At 70.2% G+C, this 19,881-nt stretch carries 17 protein-coding genes and 2 pseudogenes; 15 read left to right on the top strand and 4 right to left on the bottom strand.

Features of this window, described 5'->3' with window-relative positions; genetic code table 11:
- Positions 1–61 precede the first annotated feature (61 nt).
- Positions 62–298, top strand: a complete 237-nt coding sequence (locus OG435_RS25805) for a DUF397 domain-containing protein (protein ID WP_112450436.1) — start codon at positions 62–64, stop codon at positions 296–298.
- 110 nt (positions 299–408) lie between these two features.
- Here the strand turns inward: OG435_RS25805 and OG435_RS25810 are convergent, their stop codons facing one another.
- Positions 409–918 (bottom strand): ATP-binding protein, encoded by a 510-nt coding sequence (locus tag OG435_RS25810; protein ID WP_266880199.1) that lies wholly within the window; start codon positions 916–918, stop codon positions 409–411.
- Between the two features lie 333 nt (positions 919–1,251).
- Here OG435_RS25810 and OG435_RS25815 point away from each other — a divergent pair, with 333 nt between their 5' ends.
- From OG435_RS25815 to OG435_RS25845, 7 genes and pseudogenes are all read left to right on the top strand, one after another.
- Positions 1,252–2,112 (top strand): helix-turn-helix domain-containing protein, encoded by an 861-nt coding sequence (locus OG435_RS25815; RefSeq protein WP_430625683.1) that lies wholly within the window; start codon positions 1,252–1,254, stop codon positions 2,110–2,112.
- 115 nt (positions 2,113–2,227) lie between these two features.
- On the top strand, positions 2,228–3,685 hold the full coding sequence (locus OG435_RS25820) for an aldehyde dehydrogenase family protein (RefSeq protein ID WP_266880201.1): 1,458 nt from the start codon (positions 2,228–2,230) through the stop codon (positions 3,683–3,685).
- Between the two features lie 60 nt (positions 3,686–3,745).
- A pseudogene (mrdA, locus tag OG435_RS25825) lies at positions 3,746–5,815 on the top strand (penicillin-binding protein 2); the annotation flags it as partial.
- A gap of 123 nt (positions 5,816–5,938) precedes the next feature.
- Entirely contained in the window at positions 5,939–6,442 is a 504-nt protein-coding gene (locus OG435_RS25830; protein WP_266880205.1) for a DinB family protein, read from the top strand.
- Between the two features lie 36 nt (positions 6,443–6,478).
- Positions 6,479–7,078 carry a PadR family transcriptional regulator gene (locus tag OG435_RS25835; protein WP_266880207.1) on the top strand — a complete coding sequence of 200 codons (600 nt, stop codon included), beginning with the start codon at positions 6,479–6,481 and terminating at the stop codon, positions 7,076–7,078.
- Between the two features lie 81 nt (positions 7,079–7,159).
- Positions 7,160–7,954, top strand: a complete 795-nt coding sequence (locus OG435_RS25840) for a MerR family transcriptional regulator (protein ID WP_266880209.1) — start codon at positions 7,160–7,162, stop codon at positions 7,952–7,954.
- Between the two features lie 42 nt (positions 7,955–7,996).
- A pseudogene (locus tag OG435_RS25845) lies at positions 7,997–8,647 on the top strand (DedA family protein); the annotation flags it as partial.
- A 159-nt stretch (positions 8,648–8,806) separates the two neighbouring features.
- On the opposite strand, the gene OG435_RS25850 reads toward OG435_RS25845, so the two are convergent.
- Both OG435_RS25850 and OG435_RS25855 read right to left on the bottom strand, forming a co-directional pair.
- The gene (locus tag OG435_RS25850; protein ID WP_266880211.1) at positions 8,807–10,468 is read right to left on the bottom strand and encodes a threonine/serine ThrE exporter family protein; all 1,662 of its coding nucleotides are present in this window, start codon (positions 10,466–10,468) and stop codon (positions 8,807–8,809) included.
- Between the two features lie 180 nt (positions 10,469–10,648).
- Positions 10,649–11,143, bottom strand: coding sequence for an inorganic diphosphatase (locus OG435_RS25855; protein ID WP_030756147.1), 495 nt, complete (start codon positions 11,141–11,143; stop codon positions 10,649–10,651).
- A gap of 172 nt (positions 11,144–11,315) precedes the next feature.
- On the opposite strand from OG435_RS25855, the gene dacB reads away from it, so the two are divergent.
- From dacB to OG435_RS25890, 7 genes are all read left to right on the top strand, one after another.
- On the top strand, positions 11,316–12,770 hold the full coding sequence (dacB, locus tag OG435_RS25860) for a D-alanyl-D-alanine carboxypeptidase/D-alanyl-D-alanine endopeptidase (RefSeq protein WP_430625684.1): 1,455 nt from the start codon (positions 11,316–11,318) through the stop codon (positions 12,768–12,770).
- 58 nt (positions 12,771–12,828) lie between these two features.
- Positions 12,829–13,980 (top strand): zinc-dependent metalloprotease, encoded by a 1,152-nt coding sequence (locus tag OG435_RS25865; RefSeq protein ID WP_266880215.1) that lies wholly within the window; start codon positions 12,829–12,831, stop codon positions 13,978–13,980.
- A 233-nt stretch (positions 13,981–14,213) separates the two neighbouring features.
- The gene (gene tilS / locus OG435_RS25870; protein ID WP_266880217.1) at positions 14,214–15,341 is read left to right on the top strand and encodes a tRNA lysidine(34) synthetase TilS; all 1,128 of its coding nucleotides are present in this window, start codon (positions 14,214–14,216) and stop codon (positions 15,339–15,341) included.
- A 66-nt stretch (positions 15,342–15,407) separates the two neighbouring features.
- Positions 15,408–15,968 carry a hypoxanthine phosphoribosyltransferase gene (gene hpt / locus OG435_RS25875; protein WP_030158549.1) on the top strand — a complete coding sequence of 187 codons (561 nt, stop codon included), beginning with the start codon at positions 15,408–15,410 and terminating at the stop codon, positions 15,966–15,968.
- Between the two features lie 182 nt (positions 15,969–16,150).
- Entirely contained in the window at positions 16,151–18,181 is a 2,031-nt protein-coding gene (gene ftsH, locus OG435_RS25880) for an ATP-dependent zinc metalloprotease FtsH (RefSeq protein ID WP_266880218.1), read from the top strand.
- A 96-nt stretch (positions 18,182–18,277) separates the two neighbouring features.
- Positions 18,278–18,886: a GTP cyclohydrolase I FolE gene (folE, locus tag OG435_RS25885; RefSeq protein ID WP_112449909.1), complete on the top strand. Its 609-nt coding sequence runs from the start codon at positions 18,278–18,280 to the stop codon at positions 18,884–18,886.
- Positions 18,887–18,951: 65 nt separating this feature from the next.
- Positions 18,952–19,305 carry a hypothetical protein gene (locus OG435_RS25890; protein ID WP_266880221.1) on the top strand — a complete coding sequence of 118 codons (354 nt, stop codon included), beginning with the start codon at positions 18,952–18,954 and terminating at the stop codon, positions 19,303–19,305.
- On the opposite strand, the gene OG435_RS25895 is transcribed toward OG435_RS25890, so the two are convergent.
- Positions 19,302–19,790 carry a DUF3180 domain-containing protein gene (locus OG435_RS25895; protein WP_266880223.1) on the bottom strand — a complete coding sequence of 163 codons (489 nt, stop codon included), beginning with the start codon at positions 19,788–19,790 and terminating at the stop codon, positions 19,302–19,304. The genes OG435_RS25890 and OG435_RS25895 overlap by 4 nt on opposite strands.
- Positions 19,791–19,881: the final 91 nt, after the last annotated feature.

Raw genomic sequence — 19,881 nt, forward strand, 5'->3', positions numbered from 1 at the left:
GGCGTTCATGAACACAGCTATGATCCGGTGCAGTTGACATCTGCACTATCGGGGGCTTCCTGTGGACCACGCGTACAACGGGATGGCAGCTGCAGAGCTTGACGGGGTGACCTGGCAGAAGAGCAGACACAGCAACTCACAAGGTTCCTGTGTGGAGTTCGCGAAACTGCCCGGGGGCGACGTTGCCATGCGCAACTCGCGGTTTCCGGACGGACCGGCACTCGTCTACACGCCGGCCGAGATAGAAGCGCTGCTGCTGGGTGTCAAGGACGGCGAGTTCGACCACCTGATCAGCTGAAGACAGGCTGCACACCAGCCGAAGATCAGCCATGCACGTGCAGCGGCCGGGATTGATCGTCATGATCAGTCCCGGCCGTTTGTGGCATATGCAGTGGTTCAGTCGGTGATTCAGTCCTGGAGCGTGAACAGCGCCCAGACCACCTTGCCGGTCAGCCGCCCCGCGAGCGGGTGCCAGCCCCAGCTGTCGCTGTAGGAGTCGACGAGGAAGAGCCCGCGTCCCGACTCCAGGTCGCTGTTGCGCTCCGTCGCGTCCGGCGCGAAGCACCCGCCGGGCCGGTCCTCGCTGGGGTCGCGCACCGCGCACACCAGCCGGGTGCTCCACCGCATCAGGTGCAGGCGTACCGGCGGCTCGCTCTCGCCCGCGGCCGGCCGGGAGCCGTCCGGGAGGGCATGGCGCAGCGCGTTGGTGACGAGTTCGGAGACGACCAGCGACACGTCGTCGAACCGGTCGTCGAGACCCCACTGGGAAAGGGTGGAACGCGTGAAGGTGCGTGCACCGCGCACCGCTTCGAAGCGGGCGGGCAGGGCGCAGGACGCGGACCCGGAGACAGCCGTGGGGTCGACCGGGGGAAGCCCCTGCCGTAACGGCTCGAGCATGGTCGATCCATTCGTCCCCATGCGAGGCACTCCCGGGATTCGAAAGAACTGCGGGGCACGCAGGTGCGCGGGACCATGGTTCCGAATGCCGGAGCCGGATGCAAGGGCAGATGCACGTGCACGCGCCGGACCTGTCCGACCCCGTGACGGTTCTTGCTCATTTCTTCCTACGCATACTTACGGACTTCTTTTACAGCGCGGCTAAATCCGTTACAGAACGAGTACGGGCAGATGCGTTTTGGTGGCAGACTGCGGGCCTTGAGGGGCACGGGGGCCCCTGCGACGCAGCCGGACGCGCAGCCGTACACGCGTGCCCGTACGTATCCATCCACCGCATGGGGAGGGGCAGGACTCGTGACCGCAGAAGCGAGTGGTTCTGTGGTGCGCCGCATCCTCCTGGGCTCCCAGCTCAGGCGACTCCGAGAATCCCGCGGCATCACCCGTGAGGCGGCCGGTTACTCGATCCGCGCATCCGAATCGAAGATCAGCCGCTTGGAGTTGGGAAGGGTGAGCTTCAAGGCCAGAGACGTCGAGGACCTCCTCACGCTCTACGGAGTCACGGACGGCACCGAGCGGGAGTCCCTCCTGGGGCTGGTCCGCGAGGCCAACGTGGCCGGCTGGTGGCACAGCTACGGCGACGTCCTGCCGGGCTGGTTCCAGACGTACGTGGGCCTGGAAGGCGCCGCCTCCCTCATCCGCATCTACGAAGTGCAGTTCGTGCACGGCCTGTTGCAGACCGAGGCCTACGCCCAGGCCGTGGTCAGCCGCGGCATGCCCGGCGCCGGCCGGGCCGAGATCGACCGCCGGGTCGCGCTGCGCCTGGAGCGGCAGAAGGTGCTCGTCTCCGAGAACGCCCCCGTCTTCCACGCCGTCCTCGACGAGGCCGCGCTGCGCCGCCCGTACGGCGACCGGGACGTGATGCGCGGTCAGTTGGAGCACCTCATCGAGATCTCGCAGCGGCCGAACGTGCACCTCCAGGTCATGCCCTTCTCCTTCGGCGGCCACGCCGGCGAGAGCGGCGCCTTCACCCTCCTGCGGTTCCCCGAGTCCGACCTCCAGGACGTCGTCTATCTGGAACAGCTCACCAGCGCCCTCTACCTCGACAAAGACGAGGAAGTGGGTCAGTACGAGCGGGCGATGCTGCGCCTCCAGGCAGACTGCCCCGACCCCGGACAGACCCGCGATCTCTTGCGCGGCCTGCTTCAACTGTCTTGATGCACACGTACTATGACGCCTGATCAGGCCGTGATATGCAGAGCGTGACGATGACCCAGATGACCACTGGGTCTCCGGTGCAGCGCAAGGAAGCGCGTTCGACGTAAGGGATGGCATGTCCATATTCGAGGACCTGGCTCACCAGTACATCGACGGCGAATGGCTGGCCGGAACCGGGTCGTGGGACATCATCGACGTGAACCCGTACAACGGGGAGAAGCTCGCGGCCATCACCGTGGCCACCGTCGAGCAGGTCGACCTGGCCTACCGGGCGGCCGAGCGGGCCCAGAAGGAATGGGCCGCCACCAGCCCCTACACCAGACGAGCCGTCCTGGAACGCGCCCTGCGGATCACCGAGGAGCGCGAGAAGGAGATCGTCGAGGGGATGATCGACGAACTCGGCGGGACCCGTCCCAAGGCCGAGTACGAGGTCCACCTCGCCATGGAGTTCATCCGCGAGGCCATGCAGCTGGCCGTCCGCCCCGAGGGCCGCATCCTGCCCTCGCCGGTCGAGGGCAAGGAGAACCGGATCCAGCGCCTGCCCGTCGGGGTCGTCGCCGTGATCAGCCCCTTCAACTTCCCCTTCCTGGTCACCCTGAAGTCGGTCGCCCCGGCCCTGGCGCTGGGCAACGCCGTGGTCATCAAGCCGAACCAGAACGCGCCCGTCGTCGGCGGCGGGGTCATCGCCAAGATCTTCGAGGAGGCGGGCCTGCCGGCCGGCCTGCTCAACGTCCTGGTCACCGACATAGCCGAGATAGGCGACGCGCTCCTGACCCACCCCGTCCCCAAGGTCATCTCCTTCGCCGGGTCCGACCGGGTCGGCCGGCACGTCGGCGCCGTCGCCGCCCGCCACTTCAAGCGGACCGTCCTGGAGCTCAGCGGCAACAGCGCGCTGGTCGTCCTCGACGACGCCGACCTCGACTACGCGGTGGACGCGGCCGTCTTCAGCCGCTTCGTCTACCAGGGCCAGGTCTGCATGGCCGCCAACCGGATCCTGGTCGACGCCTCGGTCGCCGAGGAGTTCACCGCGAAGTTCACCGCCCGTGTGCGCGCCCTGAAGACCGGCGACCCGCACGAGGCCGACACCCACATCGGCCCGCTGATCAACTCCTTCCAGGCCGACGCCCTCACCGCGCTCGTCGACCGCGCCGTCGAGTCCGGAGCGCAGGCGCTCGTACGCGGCTCTACGCGCGGCAACCTGGTCGAACCGACCGTCCTGGCCGGACTCCCCGAGGACTCCCCGCTGCTCGGCCAGGAGATCTTCGGCCCCGTCGCCCTGCTCGTCGTCTTCGACGGCGAGGACGAGGCGGTCCGCCTCACCAACGCGACCCCGTACGGGCTGAGCGGCGCCGTCCACACGCGGGACGTCGAGCGCGGGGTCCGCTTCGCGCGGCGCATCGAGACCGGCATGATCCACGTCAACGACTCCACCATCGGCGACGAGCCGCTCGCGGCGTTCGGCGGGGAGAAGGCCTCCGGCATGGGCCGCCTCAACGGCGACGCCACCGTCGAGGCCTTCACCACCCAGAAATGGATCTCGGTCCAGCACGGCCGGACGCAGTTCCCGTTCTAGCCCTGCGGGGGATCTAGACTCGGACGGGTCAGGCGAGGACCAGTCCGGGGGAGAGCCGAGTTGAGCAACATACCGGAGACCGGGCGCACACCCCGGGTCCAGAACCGGCTCGTCATGATCCAGATCGTGGTGTTCTCGCTGCTGCTGACCCTCGGCGGGCGTCTGTGGTACCTCCAGATACGCAACGGCCAGGAGTACACGGACGAGGCGAAGAACAACAACACCCAGCAGGTGGTCCAGCCCGCCGTGCGCGGCTCCATCCTGGATTCCCGCGGGGTCCCGCTCGCCGACAACGAGACCCGCATGGTGGTCTCCGCCAGCCGCACCGAGCTCTCCAAGATGAAGGACCGCGGCAAGGGCGTCCTGACCCATCTCGCCGGGGTGCTGGGCCTCGACCCCGAGGACGTGGTCAACGGCGTCCGGCTGTGCGACGCCAAGACCCCCAAGCCCTGTTGGAACGGCTCCCCGTACCAGCCGATCCCCATCACGGACGAGGCGACGACCGACCAGGTCCTGGAGATACGGGAGCACGCCGAGCAGTTCCCCGGCATCACCGCCGAGCCCACCGCGCTGCGCCGCTACGCCGGCCCCGACGGCGCCAACACCTCCCAGGTGCTCGGCTACCTCTCCCCGGTGACCGACGAGGAGATCACCAAGGCGAAGGGCTCCGGCTCCCCGTACCTGCGCTCGGACCAGGTGGGCCGCAGCGGCCTGGAGCGCACCTACGACAAGGAGCTCCGCGGCAAGGCGGGCATCACCCGCTACGAGGTGGACAACCTCGGCCGGATCATCGGCGAGGGCGTGAGCGACAAGCCGCAGGCGGGCGCGAACATCGTGACCTCGATCGACTCGCGCGTGCAGGCGGTGGCCGAGCGCGAGCTGAACAACGCGATGATCGAGGCCCGCAAGGGCATCGACAAGAACAACACCGGCCGCCACTACGAGGCCGACTCGGGCGCCGTCGTGGTCATGGAGGCCAAGACCGGCCGGGTCGTCGCGATGGCCTCCAACCCGACCTACGACCCGAACGCCTGGGTCGGCGGCATCTCCGCGAAGGACTACGCCTCCCTCACCGACAAGGAGTCGAACTACCCGCTGCTGAACCGCGCCATCCAGGGCCAGGCGGCCCCCGGCTCGATCTTCAAGGTGGTCTCCTCGACGGCCGCGGTCAACGCCGGCTACCCCTTCAACAGGCTCTACGGCTGCCCGAGCTCGTACTCCGTCGGCAGCCAGGTCTTCACCAACTTCGAGTCCCAGGGCTACGGCGACATCACCATCGGCAAGGCCCTGGAAGTCTCCTGCGACACCGTCTACTACGGCATCGCCGACAAGGAGTGGAAGAAGGACGGCGGCATCAAGCCCAAGGCCAAGCCGAGCGACTGGTTCTTCAAGACCGCCCACGAGTTCGGCCTCGGCAAGCGCACCGGCATCGACCTGCCCAGCGAGGTCCCGGGCCGGGTCCCCGACCGCCAGTGGAAGAAGGACTTCTTCGAGGCGAACAAGGCCGCCTGGTGCCGCGACGGCAAGAAGAACGGCTCGTACGCCGAGAAGATCGCCTACGAGAACTGCCGCCAGGGCAACCAGCTCCGCGAGGGCGACGCGATCAACTACTCCATCGGCCAGGGCGACACCCTCGTCACCCCGATCCAGATGGCCTCCGTCTACGCGGCCATCGCCAACGGCGGAACCCTGCACCAGCCCGGCATCGGCAAGGCCGTGGTCAGCGCCGACGGGACCTCGGTCAAGGAGATCGCCCCCAAGGAGCAGGGCAAGCTCCCTATGAACTCCAAGCTCCGCAACGACATCGACGGGGCCCTCGCCGACGTGGCCACCACCGGCAGCGCGGCCTGGCGGTTCGGCGGCTGGCCGCAGAAGCAGATCCCGATGCACGCGAAGACCGGTACGGCCGAGGTCCAGGGCAAGCAGACCACCTCGTGGTTCGCCTCCTACACCGAGGACTACGCGATCGTCATGACCATCTCCCAGGGCGGCACCGGCTCCGGGGCCTCGGGACCGGCCGTCCGCAAGATCTACGAGGCGATGTACGGCCTCGACGAGAAGGGCGCCCAGGACCTGAAGAAGGCCCTGCTCCCCAAGCCGCAGAAGGAACTCCCGCCGGTCCGGCAGGAAAATCAGTGACTCCGGTGATTGCGGACAGGAACTGACCGCAAGGGTTCGTAACGTGGTTCTTGTCAGCAGGCGGGACACGCAGAACGCACCCGCAGAACACACGGAACAGAAGGCGGTCAGGTCATGGCTCAGATTTCCATGGAGATCCCCGGTGACGAGCGCGGCACGCTCCTCGCCTTCGTCGAGGCCCAGCGCACGGCGCTGCGCGAGGCGGCGCAGGGGCTGACCGAGGAGCAGGCGGCGGGCAAGCCCAGCGCCAGCGAGCTCTCCCTGTCCGGTCTGCTCAAGCACGCGGCCAACTGCGAGCTGGGCTGGCTGCGGATGGCCCAGGGCGAGACCGAGTACCCGGGGGGCGACTGGGCCGACGGCTTCCGGCTGGTCGGGGACGAGACCATGCCGTCGGTGCTGGCCTACTGGGACGGGATCCGGCAGGAGACGGAGGCGTTCATCGCCGCGGTCCCCAGCCTCGACGACAGCTTCCCGCTGCCCCCGGCCCCGTGGTTCCCGCAGGACGCCAAGGTCTCGATGCGCTGGATGCTGCTGCACCTGGTGGAGGAGTTCGCCCGGCACGCGGGCCACGCGGACATCATCCGCGAAACCATCGACGGCACCCGCGCCATGGGCTAGTACGGACTGCGGTGGACGGGTCAGTAGCCTGGCCCCATGTCAGCGATCCGCCTCCTCGTCCTCGGCGCCGTCCGCCAGCACGGACGGGCCCACGGCTACCAGGTCCGGGCCGATCTGGAGTTCTGGGGCGCCCACGAGTGGTCGAACACCAAACCCGGGTCGATCTACCACGCGCTCAAGCAGATGGCGAAGCAGGGCGTCCTGCTGGCCCACGAGGTGGCCCCGTCCGCGGCGGGCGGGCCGCCCCGGACCGAGTACGAGCTCACGGAGACCGGCCGCGCGGAGTACTTCAAGCTGCTTCGCGAGGCGCTGTCCTCCGCCGACCAGAAGGCCGATGTCCTCGCCTCCGCCCTCGGCTTCATGGTCGACCTGCCGCGTGCCGAGGCCCTGGCCCTGCTCCGCGAGCGCCTGGGCCGGCTCGCCGCGTGGCGCTCCGCCGTCACGGACCACTACGTCCCCGAGGAGGGCCCCGAGCCGCTGGGCCACATCGGCGAGATCATGCACCGCTGGATCCACTCGGCGGACGCCGAGGCGGACTGGACCCGGGGGCTGATCGCCCGGATCGAGGGCGGCGCGTACTCCTTCGCCGACGACCCGGGCGACGCCTTCGCCGGGGTCCTCGCCCCCTCCCCCTGAGCCGCGCCGCCCGCGGGCTTGCACCTCACGCGGCGTGAGGGACCAGGCTGGACGCGTACCCGAGAAGAGGAGCGGAAAGCGATGGGCTACTCAGTGGGCCAGGTCGCCGGATTCGCCGGAGTCACGGTGCGCGCGCTGCACCACTACGACGAGATCGGGCTGCTCTCCCCGAGCGGCCGCAGCGGAGCGGGACACCGGCGGTACGACGACGCCGACCTCGACCGGCTGCAGCGGATCCTGTTCTACCGGGAGCTCGGCTTTCCGCTCGAAGAGGTCGCGGTCCTGCTGGACGATCCGGAAACGGACCCGAGGGAGCACCTGCGCCGGCAGCACGCCCTCCTGTCCGGGCGGATCGCCCGGCTCCAGCAGATGGCCGCGGCCGTCGAGCACGCCATGGAGGCGAAGAAGATGGGCATCAACCTCACGCCCGAGGAGAAGTTCGAGGTCTTCGGGGATTTCGATCCCGAGGAGCACGCCGAGGAGGCCGAGCGCCGCTGGGGCGACACGTACCGGGAGTCCGCCCGCCGGACCGCCTCGTACACCAAGGAGGACTGGCTGCGGATCCAGGCCCTGGCCGAGGACATCAACCGGCGGTTCGCCGCCCTGCTGGACTCCGGGACGCCCGCGGAGTCCGAGGAGGCCATGGACCTGGCCGAGGAGCACCGCGGCTGGATCAACGGCAGCTACTACTTCTGCACGTACGAGATCCACACCGGCCTCGGCGAGATGTACGTGGCGGACGAGCGGTTCACGGCCTACTACGAGGCGGTCCGGCCCGGACTGGCGGTGTTCGTGCGGGACGCGATCCTGGCCAATGCCGTTCGCAAGGTCCAGGACATCTCCCTGGAACCAGGTGGTGGTGGTGTGCGTTCATAATTGGACGGACACCCCCACCTGATCCAGGAGAGCCCGGAACCCGTGAACACGCTTGCGCTCGGTCCTGAGTGGATCTCCCCGGAGTACCTGATCGGCCATTTCGGCCTGATCGGCATCCTGGTCATCGTCTTCGCGGAATCCGGTCTCTTCGCCTTCCTGCCCGGAGACTCCCTGCTCTTCACGGCGGGCCTGTTCGTCGCGAGCGGCACCATCAGCCAGCCGCTGTGGCTGGTGTGCACCCTGATCGTGGCCGCCGCGATCCTCGGTGACCAGGTCGGCTACATGATCGGCAAGGTCTTCGGTCCGAAGATCTTCAACAAGCCGAACTCCAAGCTCTTCAAGCGCGAGAACCTCGACGCGGCGCACGAGTTCATGGAGAAGCACGGCCCCAAGGCCATCGTGCTCGCCCGCTTCGTGCCGATCATCCGCACCTTCGCGCCGATGGTCGCGGGCGCCACCGCGATGAAGTACCGCACCTTCCTGACCTTCAACGTCATCGGCGGCGTCCTGTGGGGCGCGGGCGTCACGGTGCTGGGCTACCAGCTCGGCCAGTTCGAGGTCATCAAGAACAACGTCGAGCCGATCTTCATCGGCATCGTCCTGATCTCGGTGATCCCGGTGATCTTCGAGGTGCTCAAGTCCCGCAAGCAGAAGAAGGCGGCGATGGAGGCCGGCGGCACGCAGCCCGGCGCCGGCGAGGAGCAGGCCCCGGGCCAACAGCGCAGCGGCCGCCACGCGAAGCGGTAGGGCCCGCGCGAAGGCTCGTACGATGCCCCGCCGACCGGGATGACCGGTCGGCGGGGCATCTGCGTGTCCGGGCCGCGGGGCCCGGCAAGATCCGAAAGAGACGGCCTAGAAGCCGCGGGTGCGCTTCGCCGCGCCGCGCTTGGCCGCACTGGCGGCGCCGGGGATGCGCATGAACAGGCGGGAGGTCTCGGAGCCGAGGTTGACGCCGATCGCGATGGCCAGGGCGATGGCCGCGGCGTTCGTCAGCGAGCCCAGCCCCTCGTTCAGCCGGTTCTCGGCGATCAGCAGGAGCCCGTAGTACGTGGCCGAGCCGGGCAGCAGCGGGCCGATGGCGGCCGTGACGAAGGGGAGCGCCGAGGAGAACCGGTGCCGGGCGAGGAGCTGTCCGAAGAGGCCGACCAGCCCGGCGGCGATCGCGGTGGACGGCACCGGCGGCATCTTGGCGGCGTAGTGCAGGGACCCGTAGATCACCCAGGCGATCCCGCCGTTCAGCGTCACGAACCACACGGTGGAACGTTCCTGCTGGAGCAGGATCGCGAACGTGAACACCAGAACCATCGAGGCGGCGATCTGGAGCAGCGGCCGCTGCTCGATCTGCAGGATGTCCTCCGGCTGCGGATTGGAGCCGAACTGGACGCCGATGTAGAGCACCACCAGGACGCCCATGATGATGCCGATGAAGAGGTACATGACCTCCAGCAGCCGGGCGGAGGCGGTGATGTAGTAGCCGGTCAGACCGTCCTGCACGGCCGCGACCAGGGCCCGTCCCGGCAGCAGCGCGAAGAGCCCGCCGGTGATCACGGCGGAGGAGCGCACGTCGAATTCGGTGAGCTTCAGCGCCACGCCCATCGCGGCCGGGGGCATCGCCGCGACCACGAACTGGTAGAACTCCGGCAGCCCGCGCCCGGCGCACAGCCAGGCCAGCCGGTCGCCGAGCACCGCCCCGAGTGCGGCTGCGAAGAACACCAGCACGCCACCGCCGACCAGCGTGGAGGCCGCGCCGGCGAGCAGCCCGGCGGCGGCGGTGAGCACCCAGCCGGGGTACGGGTGCCGGTTGCGGCGGATCTCGGCGAGCCGGCGGTAGGCGTCCTCCAGCGAGATCTCGACCTCGTGCGCGGTGATGTCGTTGACGAGGGCGAACACGGCCGAGAGCCGGGTGTAGTCCGTGCCGCGGCGGCGGACGGTGCGGTTCGCCGACACGGGGTCGTCCACCAGGGAGGGCTGGTGGGTGATCGACAGCAGGGTGAAGGTGACGGTGGGCTCGCAGCGGTCCAGGCCGTAGCTGCGGGCCACGGCGAACATCGCGGCCTCCACGTCCTCGGCGCCCTCGCCGCCCGAGAGCAGCAGCTCGCCGATGCGCAGCGTCAGGTCGAGCACGCGGCCCACGGCGGGCCCGGTCTCCACGGCGAGGCGCTGCGAGGGCTCCGGCACCGGCCGGACGTCGACCGGCATGCGCAGCACCGTGCGCATGCGGTCCTGCCAGGGGGACTCCTTCAACCGGGTGACGGGGAAACCCGTGGGGCCGGTGTAGGCCGGCGGGGAGTGGGCGGCGCTGTAGGTGTGCGGGGTGGCGAACGCGGACGCCGGCCCGTCGGGGTCCACGGGCAGCGAGGCGAGCCCCTCGGGGACGGCGAACTCCGAGGTCGGCTGGTCCTCCTCGGTCACCTCCGGGTCCACACCGACCCCGTCCGGCACGGAGAACGCGCTGTGCGCCTCGTCCGACTTCGGCTTCCGGTCCTCGGTCCCCGATCCTTCGCCTTCCGCCACGCGTCCTCCCAGTCCCCGACCCAGCCCGTATCAGTATGCGGAACACCTTGATCCGCGGCGAAAGCGCACCGGCCGCCCCGCCCCGGACACGACGACGGGCGGCACCCCGTTCAAGGGGTACCGCCCGCGATGTCACAGGGGCCGGAGGGGCCTCAGGCCCGCTCCGTCACCGAGCCGTGCTCAGTGGTGGCCGCCCTGGGCCTCGAGGCGCTTGAACGAGGCCTCGATCTCGGCCTCGGCCTCGGTGCGGCCGACCCAGTTCGCGCCCTCGACCGACTTGCCCGGCTCCAGGTCCTTGTAGACCTCGAAGAAGTGCTGGATCTCCAGGCGGTCGAACTCGGACACGTGGTGGATGTCGCGCAGGTGCTCCACACGCGGGTCGGACGCCGGCACGCACAGCAGCTTGGCGTCGCCGCCCGCCTCGTCCGTCATATTGAACATGCCGATCGCGCGGCACTTGATCAGGCAGCCCGGGAAGGTCGGCTCGTCAAGGATGACCAGCGCGTCCAGCGGGTCGCCGTCCTCGCCGAGGGTGTTCTCGACGAAGCCGTAGTCGGCCGGGTAGCTGGTCGAGGTGAAGAGGCGACGGTCCAGACGGATCCGGCCGGTCTCGTGGTCCACCTCGTACTTGTTCCGCGAACCCTTGGGGATCTCGATGGTGACGTCGAACTCCACGTCCTGCTCCTCCATGATCAGCTTCAGCAGCTTGATTGCTTCGGGACTGCGCCGGCTCAGCTGCGTGCGTGGCCGGCCCGGCCCTGCCGGGTGGGGTGCCATGCTCGCGGCAAGACGCAATGGTTAAGTGTCCCTCACGCATATGTGTGATCGCGAAAGGGGCTGGTCCGAGGTGCCATTGGTCAAGACGTGGCAGCTCATCGCGGTGTCGGCCGTCGCCGGCCTCGCCCTGTCGGCCGCGACGGTGGCCGCCGCGGGTCCCTGGGACTCCGGCCAGCGTAAGGCCGAGCGGGACAGGGCCGCCTCCTGGGGCCGTACGGGTGGCGCAGATCACGGTACGGACCCCGCCGCGGAGCTCCCGCGGGCGGCCCCCAGCGCTCCCGGAGTGCTCGCGGGCGTGCGCCCGGGCGGAGCCGTCTCCGGCGAGGCCTCCGGGGATCAGGCCGGCGCGGGGGACCCCGGCGCCCTGGCCGCGGCCCTGCGGCCGCTGCTCGCCGACCCCGCACTCGGAACCCTGCAGGGCGCCTCCGTGATCGACACCGCCACCGGGAAGGTCCTCTTCGAGGCCGGGGCCCGCGATCCCATGACCCCCGCCTCCACCGTCAAGATCGCCACGGCGGCGGCCTCCCTCGCGGCCCTCGGTCCCGACCACCGGATCCGCACCACCGTGACCCCGGGCGCCGGACCCGGCCAGATCGTCCTGGTCGGCGGTGGAGACCCCTCGCTCACCGCCAAGAAGAAGGCCCCGGCCGGCTCCGGCGGCAGCCTCGTCGCCCTCGCCGCGGACACCGCGCAGGCCCTCAAGGCCGCCGGCACCACCTCCGTGACCCTCGGCTACGACGACTCGCTCTACACCGGCCCCGTCCTCCACCCGATCGGCGCCAACCCCAACCTCGCGCCCGTCACGGCCCTGACCGCCGACGAAGGCCGCCCCGACGAGTCCTTCTCTGGCCCCGTCAAGCGCAGTGAGGACCCCTCCCGCGACACCGCACGGGCCTTCGCCGCCCTGCTGAAGGAACGCGGGGTCAAGGTCACCGGCGCGCCCGCCAGGGCCAAGGCCCCCGCCGGCGCCGTCCCGCTCGCCGCCACCCTCTCGCCGCCGCTCGCCGGACTCGTCGAGCGGATGCTGACCCACAGCGACAACGACATCGCCGAAGCCCTGGCCCGCCAGACCGCCCTCGCCTCCGGAGCGCCCGCGAGCTTCGACGGCGTCGCCCGGGCCACCGGCGCCAGACTGGCCGCCCTCGGAGTCGACACCTCCGGATCCCGCTTCGCCGACGGCAGCGGCCTGAACCGGGCCGACAAGGTCAGCGCCGGCCTGCTCACCGCCCTCCTCGCCAAGGCCGCCGACCCGCAGCGGCCCGAGCTTCGGCCCGTCCTGACCGGACTGCCCGTCGCCGGATTCACCGGCACCCTGCGGGTCCGCAACTCCGGCACCTCGCCGGCGGCCGGCCTGCTGCGGGCCAAGACCGGCACCCTGAGCGGCGTGAACGCCCTCGCCGGCACCGTCGTCGACCCCACCGGCCGACTGCTCGCCTTCGCGTTCCTGGCCGCGAACACCCCCGACGCGGGCCCCGCCGAGAAGGGCCTCGACAAGCTCGCGGCGGCCGTGGCCACCACTTCCTGAGGATCCCGCCCGCTCCCTGGGGATCCCGCCCGCGCCGAGGTCCACGTACGGTTGACGCATGACGAGCTTCGGTGGTGCGGAGATGGTCGACTGGAACCTCGCGGTGGCGACCGCGACCAGGCTCGTGCGGCCCGGCCCGGAGGTCAGCCGGGACGAGGCGCGGGCCGTCGTGGCGGAGCTGCGCAGGCACGCCAAGACCTCGGAACGGCACGTACGCGAGTTCACGCGGATGATGCCCGAAGGCATGACCCCGGTTGACACGCCCGTCCTCGTCGTGGACCGGGCCGGCTGGGTCAAGGCCAACGTGGCGGGCTTCCGCGAGCTCCTGTCCCCCCTCCTCGGCACGATGCGGGACCGCCGCTCCGGTACCCCCGGCGGCGCCGTGCTCGGCGCGGTCGGCGGCAAGGTCACCGGCGTCGAGCTGGGCATGGTGCTCAGCTTCCTGGCCTCCCGCGTGCTCGGCCAGTACGAGACCTTCGCGCCCGCGGGCCTCGACCTCCCGGGCTCCGCGACGGGCGGCCGGCTGCTGCTCGTCGCGCCGAACATCGTCCACGTCGAGCGGGAGCTGGAGGTGGACCCCCACGACTTCCGGCTCTGGGTCTGCCTGCACGAGGAGACGCACCGTACCCAGTTCACGGCCGTCCCGTGGCTCCGCGAACACCTGGAGGGTGAAATCCAGACGTTCCTCGGAGCCACCGAAATGGACCCGATGAACGTGCTGGAGCGCCTGCGCGAGGCCGCCCAGTCCTTCGCCGGCGCCCGCCCCGCCGCGGAGAACGGGGACGAGGGCCGCTCCCTCGTCGAGCTCGTCCAGACCCCCGAGCAGCGCGAGGTACTGGCCCGGCTCACCGCCGTCATGTCCCTCCTGGAGGGCCACGCCGACTTCGTCATGGACGGGGTCGGCCCCGAGGTCGTGCCCTCGGTCGCCGAGATCCGCGAGAAGTTCCAGCAGCGCAGGGCCAGCGGAGCCGGGCGGCTCGACGCCGCCCTGCGCAAGCTCCTCGGCCTCGACGCCAAACTGCGCCAGTACCGCGACGGGGAACGCTTCGTGCGCGCCGTCGTCGCCCAGGTCGGCATGGACGGCTTCAACCGGGTCTGGACCTCCCCGAACACACTGCCGACCAAGTCGGAGATCGCCAGGCCCGCGGACTGGGTGGCCCGCGTCCACCGCAAGGGGAGCGAGCAGAGCGAGGCGAGCGAAGAGGTGTGACCACAGAGGCGTGAAGATGTCCCTCTGGGGGAAGCAGCGTCACCCGTCCGAGGGACCGTGGGGCGTGGAAGGGCGTGCGATGCTCAGGGAACGGCTCGGTTCTGTCACCATCGACGCACTCTGAGTGACAACCCCTCGCCCGCGGGGGGAGCCGGGCAGCACCCCGGCGCACCACCTCCCCAACGCCTCCCCAGCGCCTCCGAGGCACCGAACTCCACCGAAGGGCACCGGACATGGGTCCCCATCCTGCGGTCGCGGCGATACGCCTGGCGGTCCGCCGCGTACTCCACGACGTCCTCACCGACCTCACCGAACGGGGCGGCCGTCCCGCTCCCGCCCCCGCACCCCGGGTCGGCCGTCCCGGCCGCACCGTCGGCTCCTCGGCCGGTGCCGCCCCCCACGACCCCCTCCCCGACACCGCACCGCTGGTCCTCGTCGCCTGCTCCGGCGGCGCCGACTCCATGGCGCTCGCCTCCGCCCTCGCCTTCGAGGCCCCCAAACTCGGAATCCGCGCCGGCGGCATCACCGTCGACCACGGCCTCCAGGACGGCTCCGCCCTGCGCGCCGCCGAGGTCGTCTCCCGCATGACCGCGCTGCGCCTCGACCCCGCCCTGTCCGTCGCCGTGCGCGTCGGCCGCGACGGAGGCCCCGAAGCCGCCGCCCGCGACGCCCGCTACGCGGCCCTGGACGAGGCCGCCGACCGGCTGGGCGCCGTCGCCGTGCTGCTCGGCCACACCCGCGACGACCAAGCCGAAACCGTCCTGCTGGGCCTCGCCCGCGGCTCCGGCATCCGCTCGCTCTCCGGCATGGCCGAAGTCTCCGGAGGCCCCGGAGATCCCGGCGCACGCGGCGGCCGCAGCCACCGCTACCGCCGGCCGTTCCTCCAGGTGGACCGGCAGACCGCCCGCAAGGCCTGCATGGTCCAGTCCCTGGCCGTCTGGGACGACCCGCACAACATCGACCCCGCCTACACCCGCTCCCGGCTGCGCCACGAGGGACTGCCCGCCCTGGAGAAGGCGCTCGGCAAGGGGGTCGTGGAGGCGCTCGCCCGCACCGCCCAGCTCTCCCGCGACGACGCCGACGCCCTGGACGCCTGGGCCGCCGAGGCCGAGAGCGGCGTACGCGACGAAGACGGCCGCCTGGAGTGCGCCAAGCTGTACGCGCTGCCCCCCGCCGTCCGCCGCCGCGTACTGCGCCGGGCCGTCGTCGCCGCGGGTTCCCCCGCAGGCTCCCTCTTCGCCCGCCACATCGAGGAAGTCGACCGGCTCATCACCGGATGGCGCGGTCAGGGAGCCATCAACCTGCCCGGCCGGGTCGAGGCCCAGCGGCAGGGTGGCAGACTGGTCATCCGGCAGGGCTGATTGATGCTGAAACACGGCTGAGACCTCCGGGGTCACCCCCCGGAGCCCCAGCCGACAACGAAAGTGATGCGGGTGGACGAGAAGGACATGGGCAGCGACCTCCAGTCGGTGCTCATCACCAAGGAAGAGATCGACGCGAAGCTGGCCGAGCTGGCCGCGAAGATCGACGCGGAGTACGCGGGCAAGGACCTGCTCATCGTCGGCGTCCTCAAGGGCGCGGTGATGGTGATGGCGGACCTGGCGCGTGCCTTGTCCACCCCGCTCACCATGGACTGGATGGCGGTGTCCTCGTACGGCGCCGGAACCCAGTCCTCGGGCGTGGTGCGGATCCTCAAGGACCTGGACACCGACATCAAGGACAAGCACGTCCTGATCGTCGAGGACATCATCGACTCGGGCCTGACCCTGTCGTGGCTGCTGTCGAACCTCGGCTCCCGCCAGCCGGCCTCCCTGGAGGTCGTCACGCTGCTGCGCAAGCCCGACGCCGCCAAGGTCGCGATCGACGTGAAGTGGGTCGGCTTCGACATCCCGAACGAGTTCGTCGTCGGCTACGGCCTCGACTACGCCGAGAAGTACCGCAACCTGCCGTTCGTCGGCACCCTCGCGCCCCACGTCTACGGCGGCTGATCCAGCGCCCGACAGGGGAACCCTGGAGCGTTTCCCGCCGTTGGAGCATGGAAAGGCGGGTCTGTCAGCCGTCCCATGAGGCCGCGGGTGACAATGCAGGGGTACATTCCGAAGAACAGTCTTTACTCACAGCAGCATTTACCTACGGGCAGGAGGGACGGGGCGCCTAGCGCCCCGTATGGATGGACGTGAAGCGATACTTCCGTGGGCCGGTTATGTGGATCGTGCTGGCCGTCCTCGCCGTGGTCGTGTTGATGAACGTCGTCGGCTCCGGCGGCGGCTACAAGTCGGTGGAGACCAGCGAGGTCATCAAGGCGATCAACAGTGGCCAGGTGGACAGCGCCAAGCTCACCACCGGTGACAGCCAGATGATCAAGATCGAGCTGAAGAAGGACCAGAAGCTCGGCGACAACGACGGCACCAAGTTCCAGGCCAACTACATCGGGGACCAGGGCGTACAGCTCGCCCAGAACCTCCAGACCAAGTACGAAGCCGGTCAGATCCCTGACGGATACTCCGTCACGCCGGACAAGACCAGCCCGTTCCTGAGCGTGCTGCTCTCGCTGCTGCCGTTCGTCCTCATCGTCGTGGTCTTCCTGTTCCTGATGAACCAGATGCAGGGCGGCGGCTCCCGAGTCATGAACTTCGGGAAGTCCAAGGCCAAGCTCATCACCAAGGACACCCCGAAGACGACGTTCGCCGATGTCGCGGGCTCCGACGAGGCCGTCGAGGAACTCCACGAGATCAAGGAGTTCCTCCAGGAGCCGGCGAAGTTCCAGGCCGTCGGCGCCAAGATCCCCAAGGGCGTGCTGCTCTACGGCCCGCCCGGCACCGGTAAGACCCTGCTCGCGCGTGCCGTCGCGGGCGAGGCCGGTGTCCCCTTCTACTCGATCTCCGGTTCCGACTTCGTCGAGATGTTCGTCGGTGTCGGTGCCTCGCGTGTCCGCGACCTGTTCGAACAGGCCAAGGCCAACGCCCCGGCGATCGTCTTCGTCGACGAGATCGACGCAGTCGGCCGGCACCGCGGTGCGGGCCTCGGCGGCGGTCACGACGAGCGCGAGCAGACCCTCAACCAGCTGCTCGTCGAGATGGACGGCTTCGACGTGAAGGGCGGGGTCATCCTGATCGCCGCCACGAACCGTCCCGACATCCTCGACCCGGCGCTCCTGCGCCCCGGCCGCTTCGACCGCCAGATCGCGGTCGACCGTCCGGACATGCAGGGCCGTCTGGAGATCCTCAAGGTCCACCAGAAGGGCAAGCCGGTCGCCCCGGACGTGGACCTGGGCGCAGTCGCCCGCCGCACGCCCGGCTTCACGGGTGCCGATCTCGCCAACGTCCTGAACGAGGCCGCGCTGCTCACGGCCCGCTCGGACCAGAAGCTGATCGACAACCACGCGCTGGACGAGGCGATCGACCGCGTCGTGGCGGGTCCGCAGAAGCGGACCCGGATCATGTCGGACCGGGAAAAGAAGATCACCGCGTACCACGAGGGCGGACACGCCCTGGTCGCGGCGGCTTCCCCGAACTCCGACCCGGTCCACAAGATCACGATCCTGTCCCGCGGCCGGGCCCTGGGTTACACCATGGTCCTGCCCGACGAGGACAAGTACTCGACCACGCGCAACGAGATGCTCGACCAGCTGGCGTACATGCTGGGCGGGCGCGCGGCCGAGGAACTGGTCTTCCACGACCCGACCACGGGCGCCGCGAACGACATCGAGAAGGCCACGGCAACGGCCCGCGCGATGGTCACGCAGTACGGCATGACCGAGCGTCTCGGCGCGATCAAGTTCGGCGGGGACAACACCGAGCCGTTCCTGGGCCGCGAGATGTCGCACCCGAGGGACTACTCGGAGGAGGTTGCCGCGCTGGTCGACGAAGAGGTCAAGAAGCTCATCGAGACCGCGCACAACGAGGCCTGGGAGATCCTGGTCGAGAACCGCGACGTCCTCGACAACCTGGTCCTCGCCCTCCTGGAGAAGGAGACGCTGAACAAGGAGCAGATCGCCGAGGTCTTCTCGACGATTGTGAAGCGCCCGGCCCGCCCGGCGTGGACCGGCTCCTCGCACCGCACGCCGTCCACCCGTCCGCCGGTGCTCTCTCCCAAGGAGCTCCAGCTGACGAACGCGGCGAACGGTACGTCGGCGGCCTCGGCCGCCGTATCGGTGGAGAAGACCCCGGAGCCCTCCCCGGAGGAGCACCCGGAGGCCTAGTACCTCCCGGAATGGATGCCGCGCCCCCCAGGTTCTAGCCTGGGGGGCGCGGCACTTTCACATGCCCGCGACTGCACAGACAGGAACGAGGAAGAGATGACCGACCCAGTGACCCTGACCGGTGGCGAGGGCACGATCGGCGAGTTCGACGAGAAGCGTGCCGAGGCGGCCGTCCGTGAGCTCCTGATCGCGGTCGGCGAGGACCCGGACCGCGAGGGGCTGCTGGCGACGCCGGGGCGGGTGGCGCGGGCGTACAAGGAGATATTCGCCGGCCTCTACCAGAAGCCCGAGGACGTCCTGACGACGACGTTCGACCTCGGCCACGACGAGATGGTTCTGGTGAAGGACATCGAAGTCATGAGCACCTGTGAGCATCACCTGGTGCCGTTCCACGGCGTGGCGCACGTCGGCTACATCCCGTCCGTCGACGGCAAGATCACCGGCCTGTCGAAGCTCGCCCGCCTCGTGGACGTGTTCGCCCGCCGCCCCCAGGTGCAGGAGCGGCTGACCACCCAGATCGCCGAGTCGGTCATGGAGATCCTCGACCCGCGCGGGGTCATCGTGGTCATCGAGTGCGAGCACATGTGCATGACCATGCGCGGGGTCCGCAAGCCCGGCGCGAAGACCATCACCTCGGCCGTCCGCGGCCAGCTCCGCGACCCCGCGACCCGCAACGAGGCGATGAGCCTGATCATGGCCCGCTAGCCCCCCGGGAGGGCCCGCGCGCTATCGGCGAGCCGGGAGGCCGGGGGCATGGCAGCATCGGGATCATGCTCTACAGGGTTGCCGCAGCTGCCGACGCGCCGGCCATGGCGGCGCTCTTCGCCGCCAACCACCATGACGCACTGAGCGCGCAGGAGCGGGCCCGGCAGGGGTTCGTACAGGGGGCCCTCGACGAGGACGCGTTGCGGGTGATGGCCGAGGGGGGCGGGCTGCTCGTCGCGGACGACGGCGGGGAGATCGCCGGGCTGCTGGGGCTCGTACGGGCCGAGAGCGTGCCGGGGCCGCCAGCGCCCGTGCGCGCGCTGCTGGAGGCCCAGGACTCGCTCCTGTGGGACGGGCGGCCGCTCGGATCCGTGCGCTGGCTGCTCTACGGGCCCGTCGTGGGCGCGGCCACCCCTTAGGCGCGGGCCGGGGACTCCGGGGCCGGGTCCTCGTCGTCCGGGAGTTTCAGGACGTGTTCCAGGAAGAGGGCCGCCGCGACGACCGCCGCGCCCGCCAGGACCGAGAAGCCGGCGTACCAGGTCTGGTCGCGGCGGGCGGGGACGTCGAGGGCGCTGGTGAGCAGGAAGACGCCGACGCCGCCGTAGGCGCCCGCGACCAGGGCCGCCACCAGGGCGCTGGCCTGGCCGAAGACCACCGCGCGGGCCGCCATCAGCGGCTCCACGCCCTTGGCGCCGGGCACCCGCTCGCGCTGGGCCTTCAGGCGGGAGCGCAGCGACAGGGCCGTCGCGAGCAGGACCACCGCGATGGCGCCGAGGACGATCGGCGCGGCCACCGGGACCCCGGGAAGCGTGCCGTACGCGTTCCACAGCCGGGCCCCGGCCCAGGACAGCACCGCGGCGATCGCGAAAATGCCCGCCAGGACCGCCGGCCTCAGTTGCTTCACGTGCGCTTCTCCCGCCATTCCCGCCATCCGCGCCACGCCCGCTCTCCGTGCGTGCGTATCCCGTGATCCTAAGGGTGCGACGGCCCCGCCC

Source organism: Streptomyces sp. NBC_01264, assembly GCF_026340675.1.
In the GTDB taxonomy this organism is placed as follows: Bacteria; Actinomycetota; Actinomycetes; order Streptomycetales; family Streptomycetaceae; genus Streptomyces.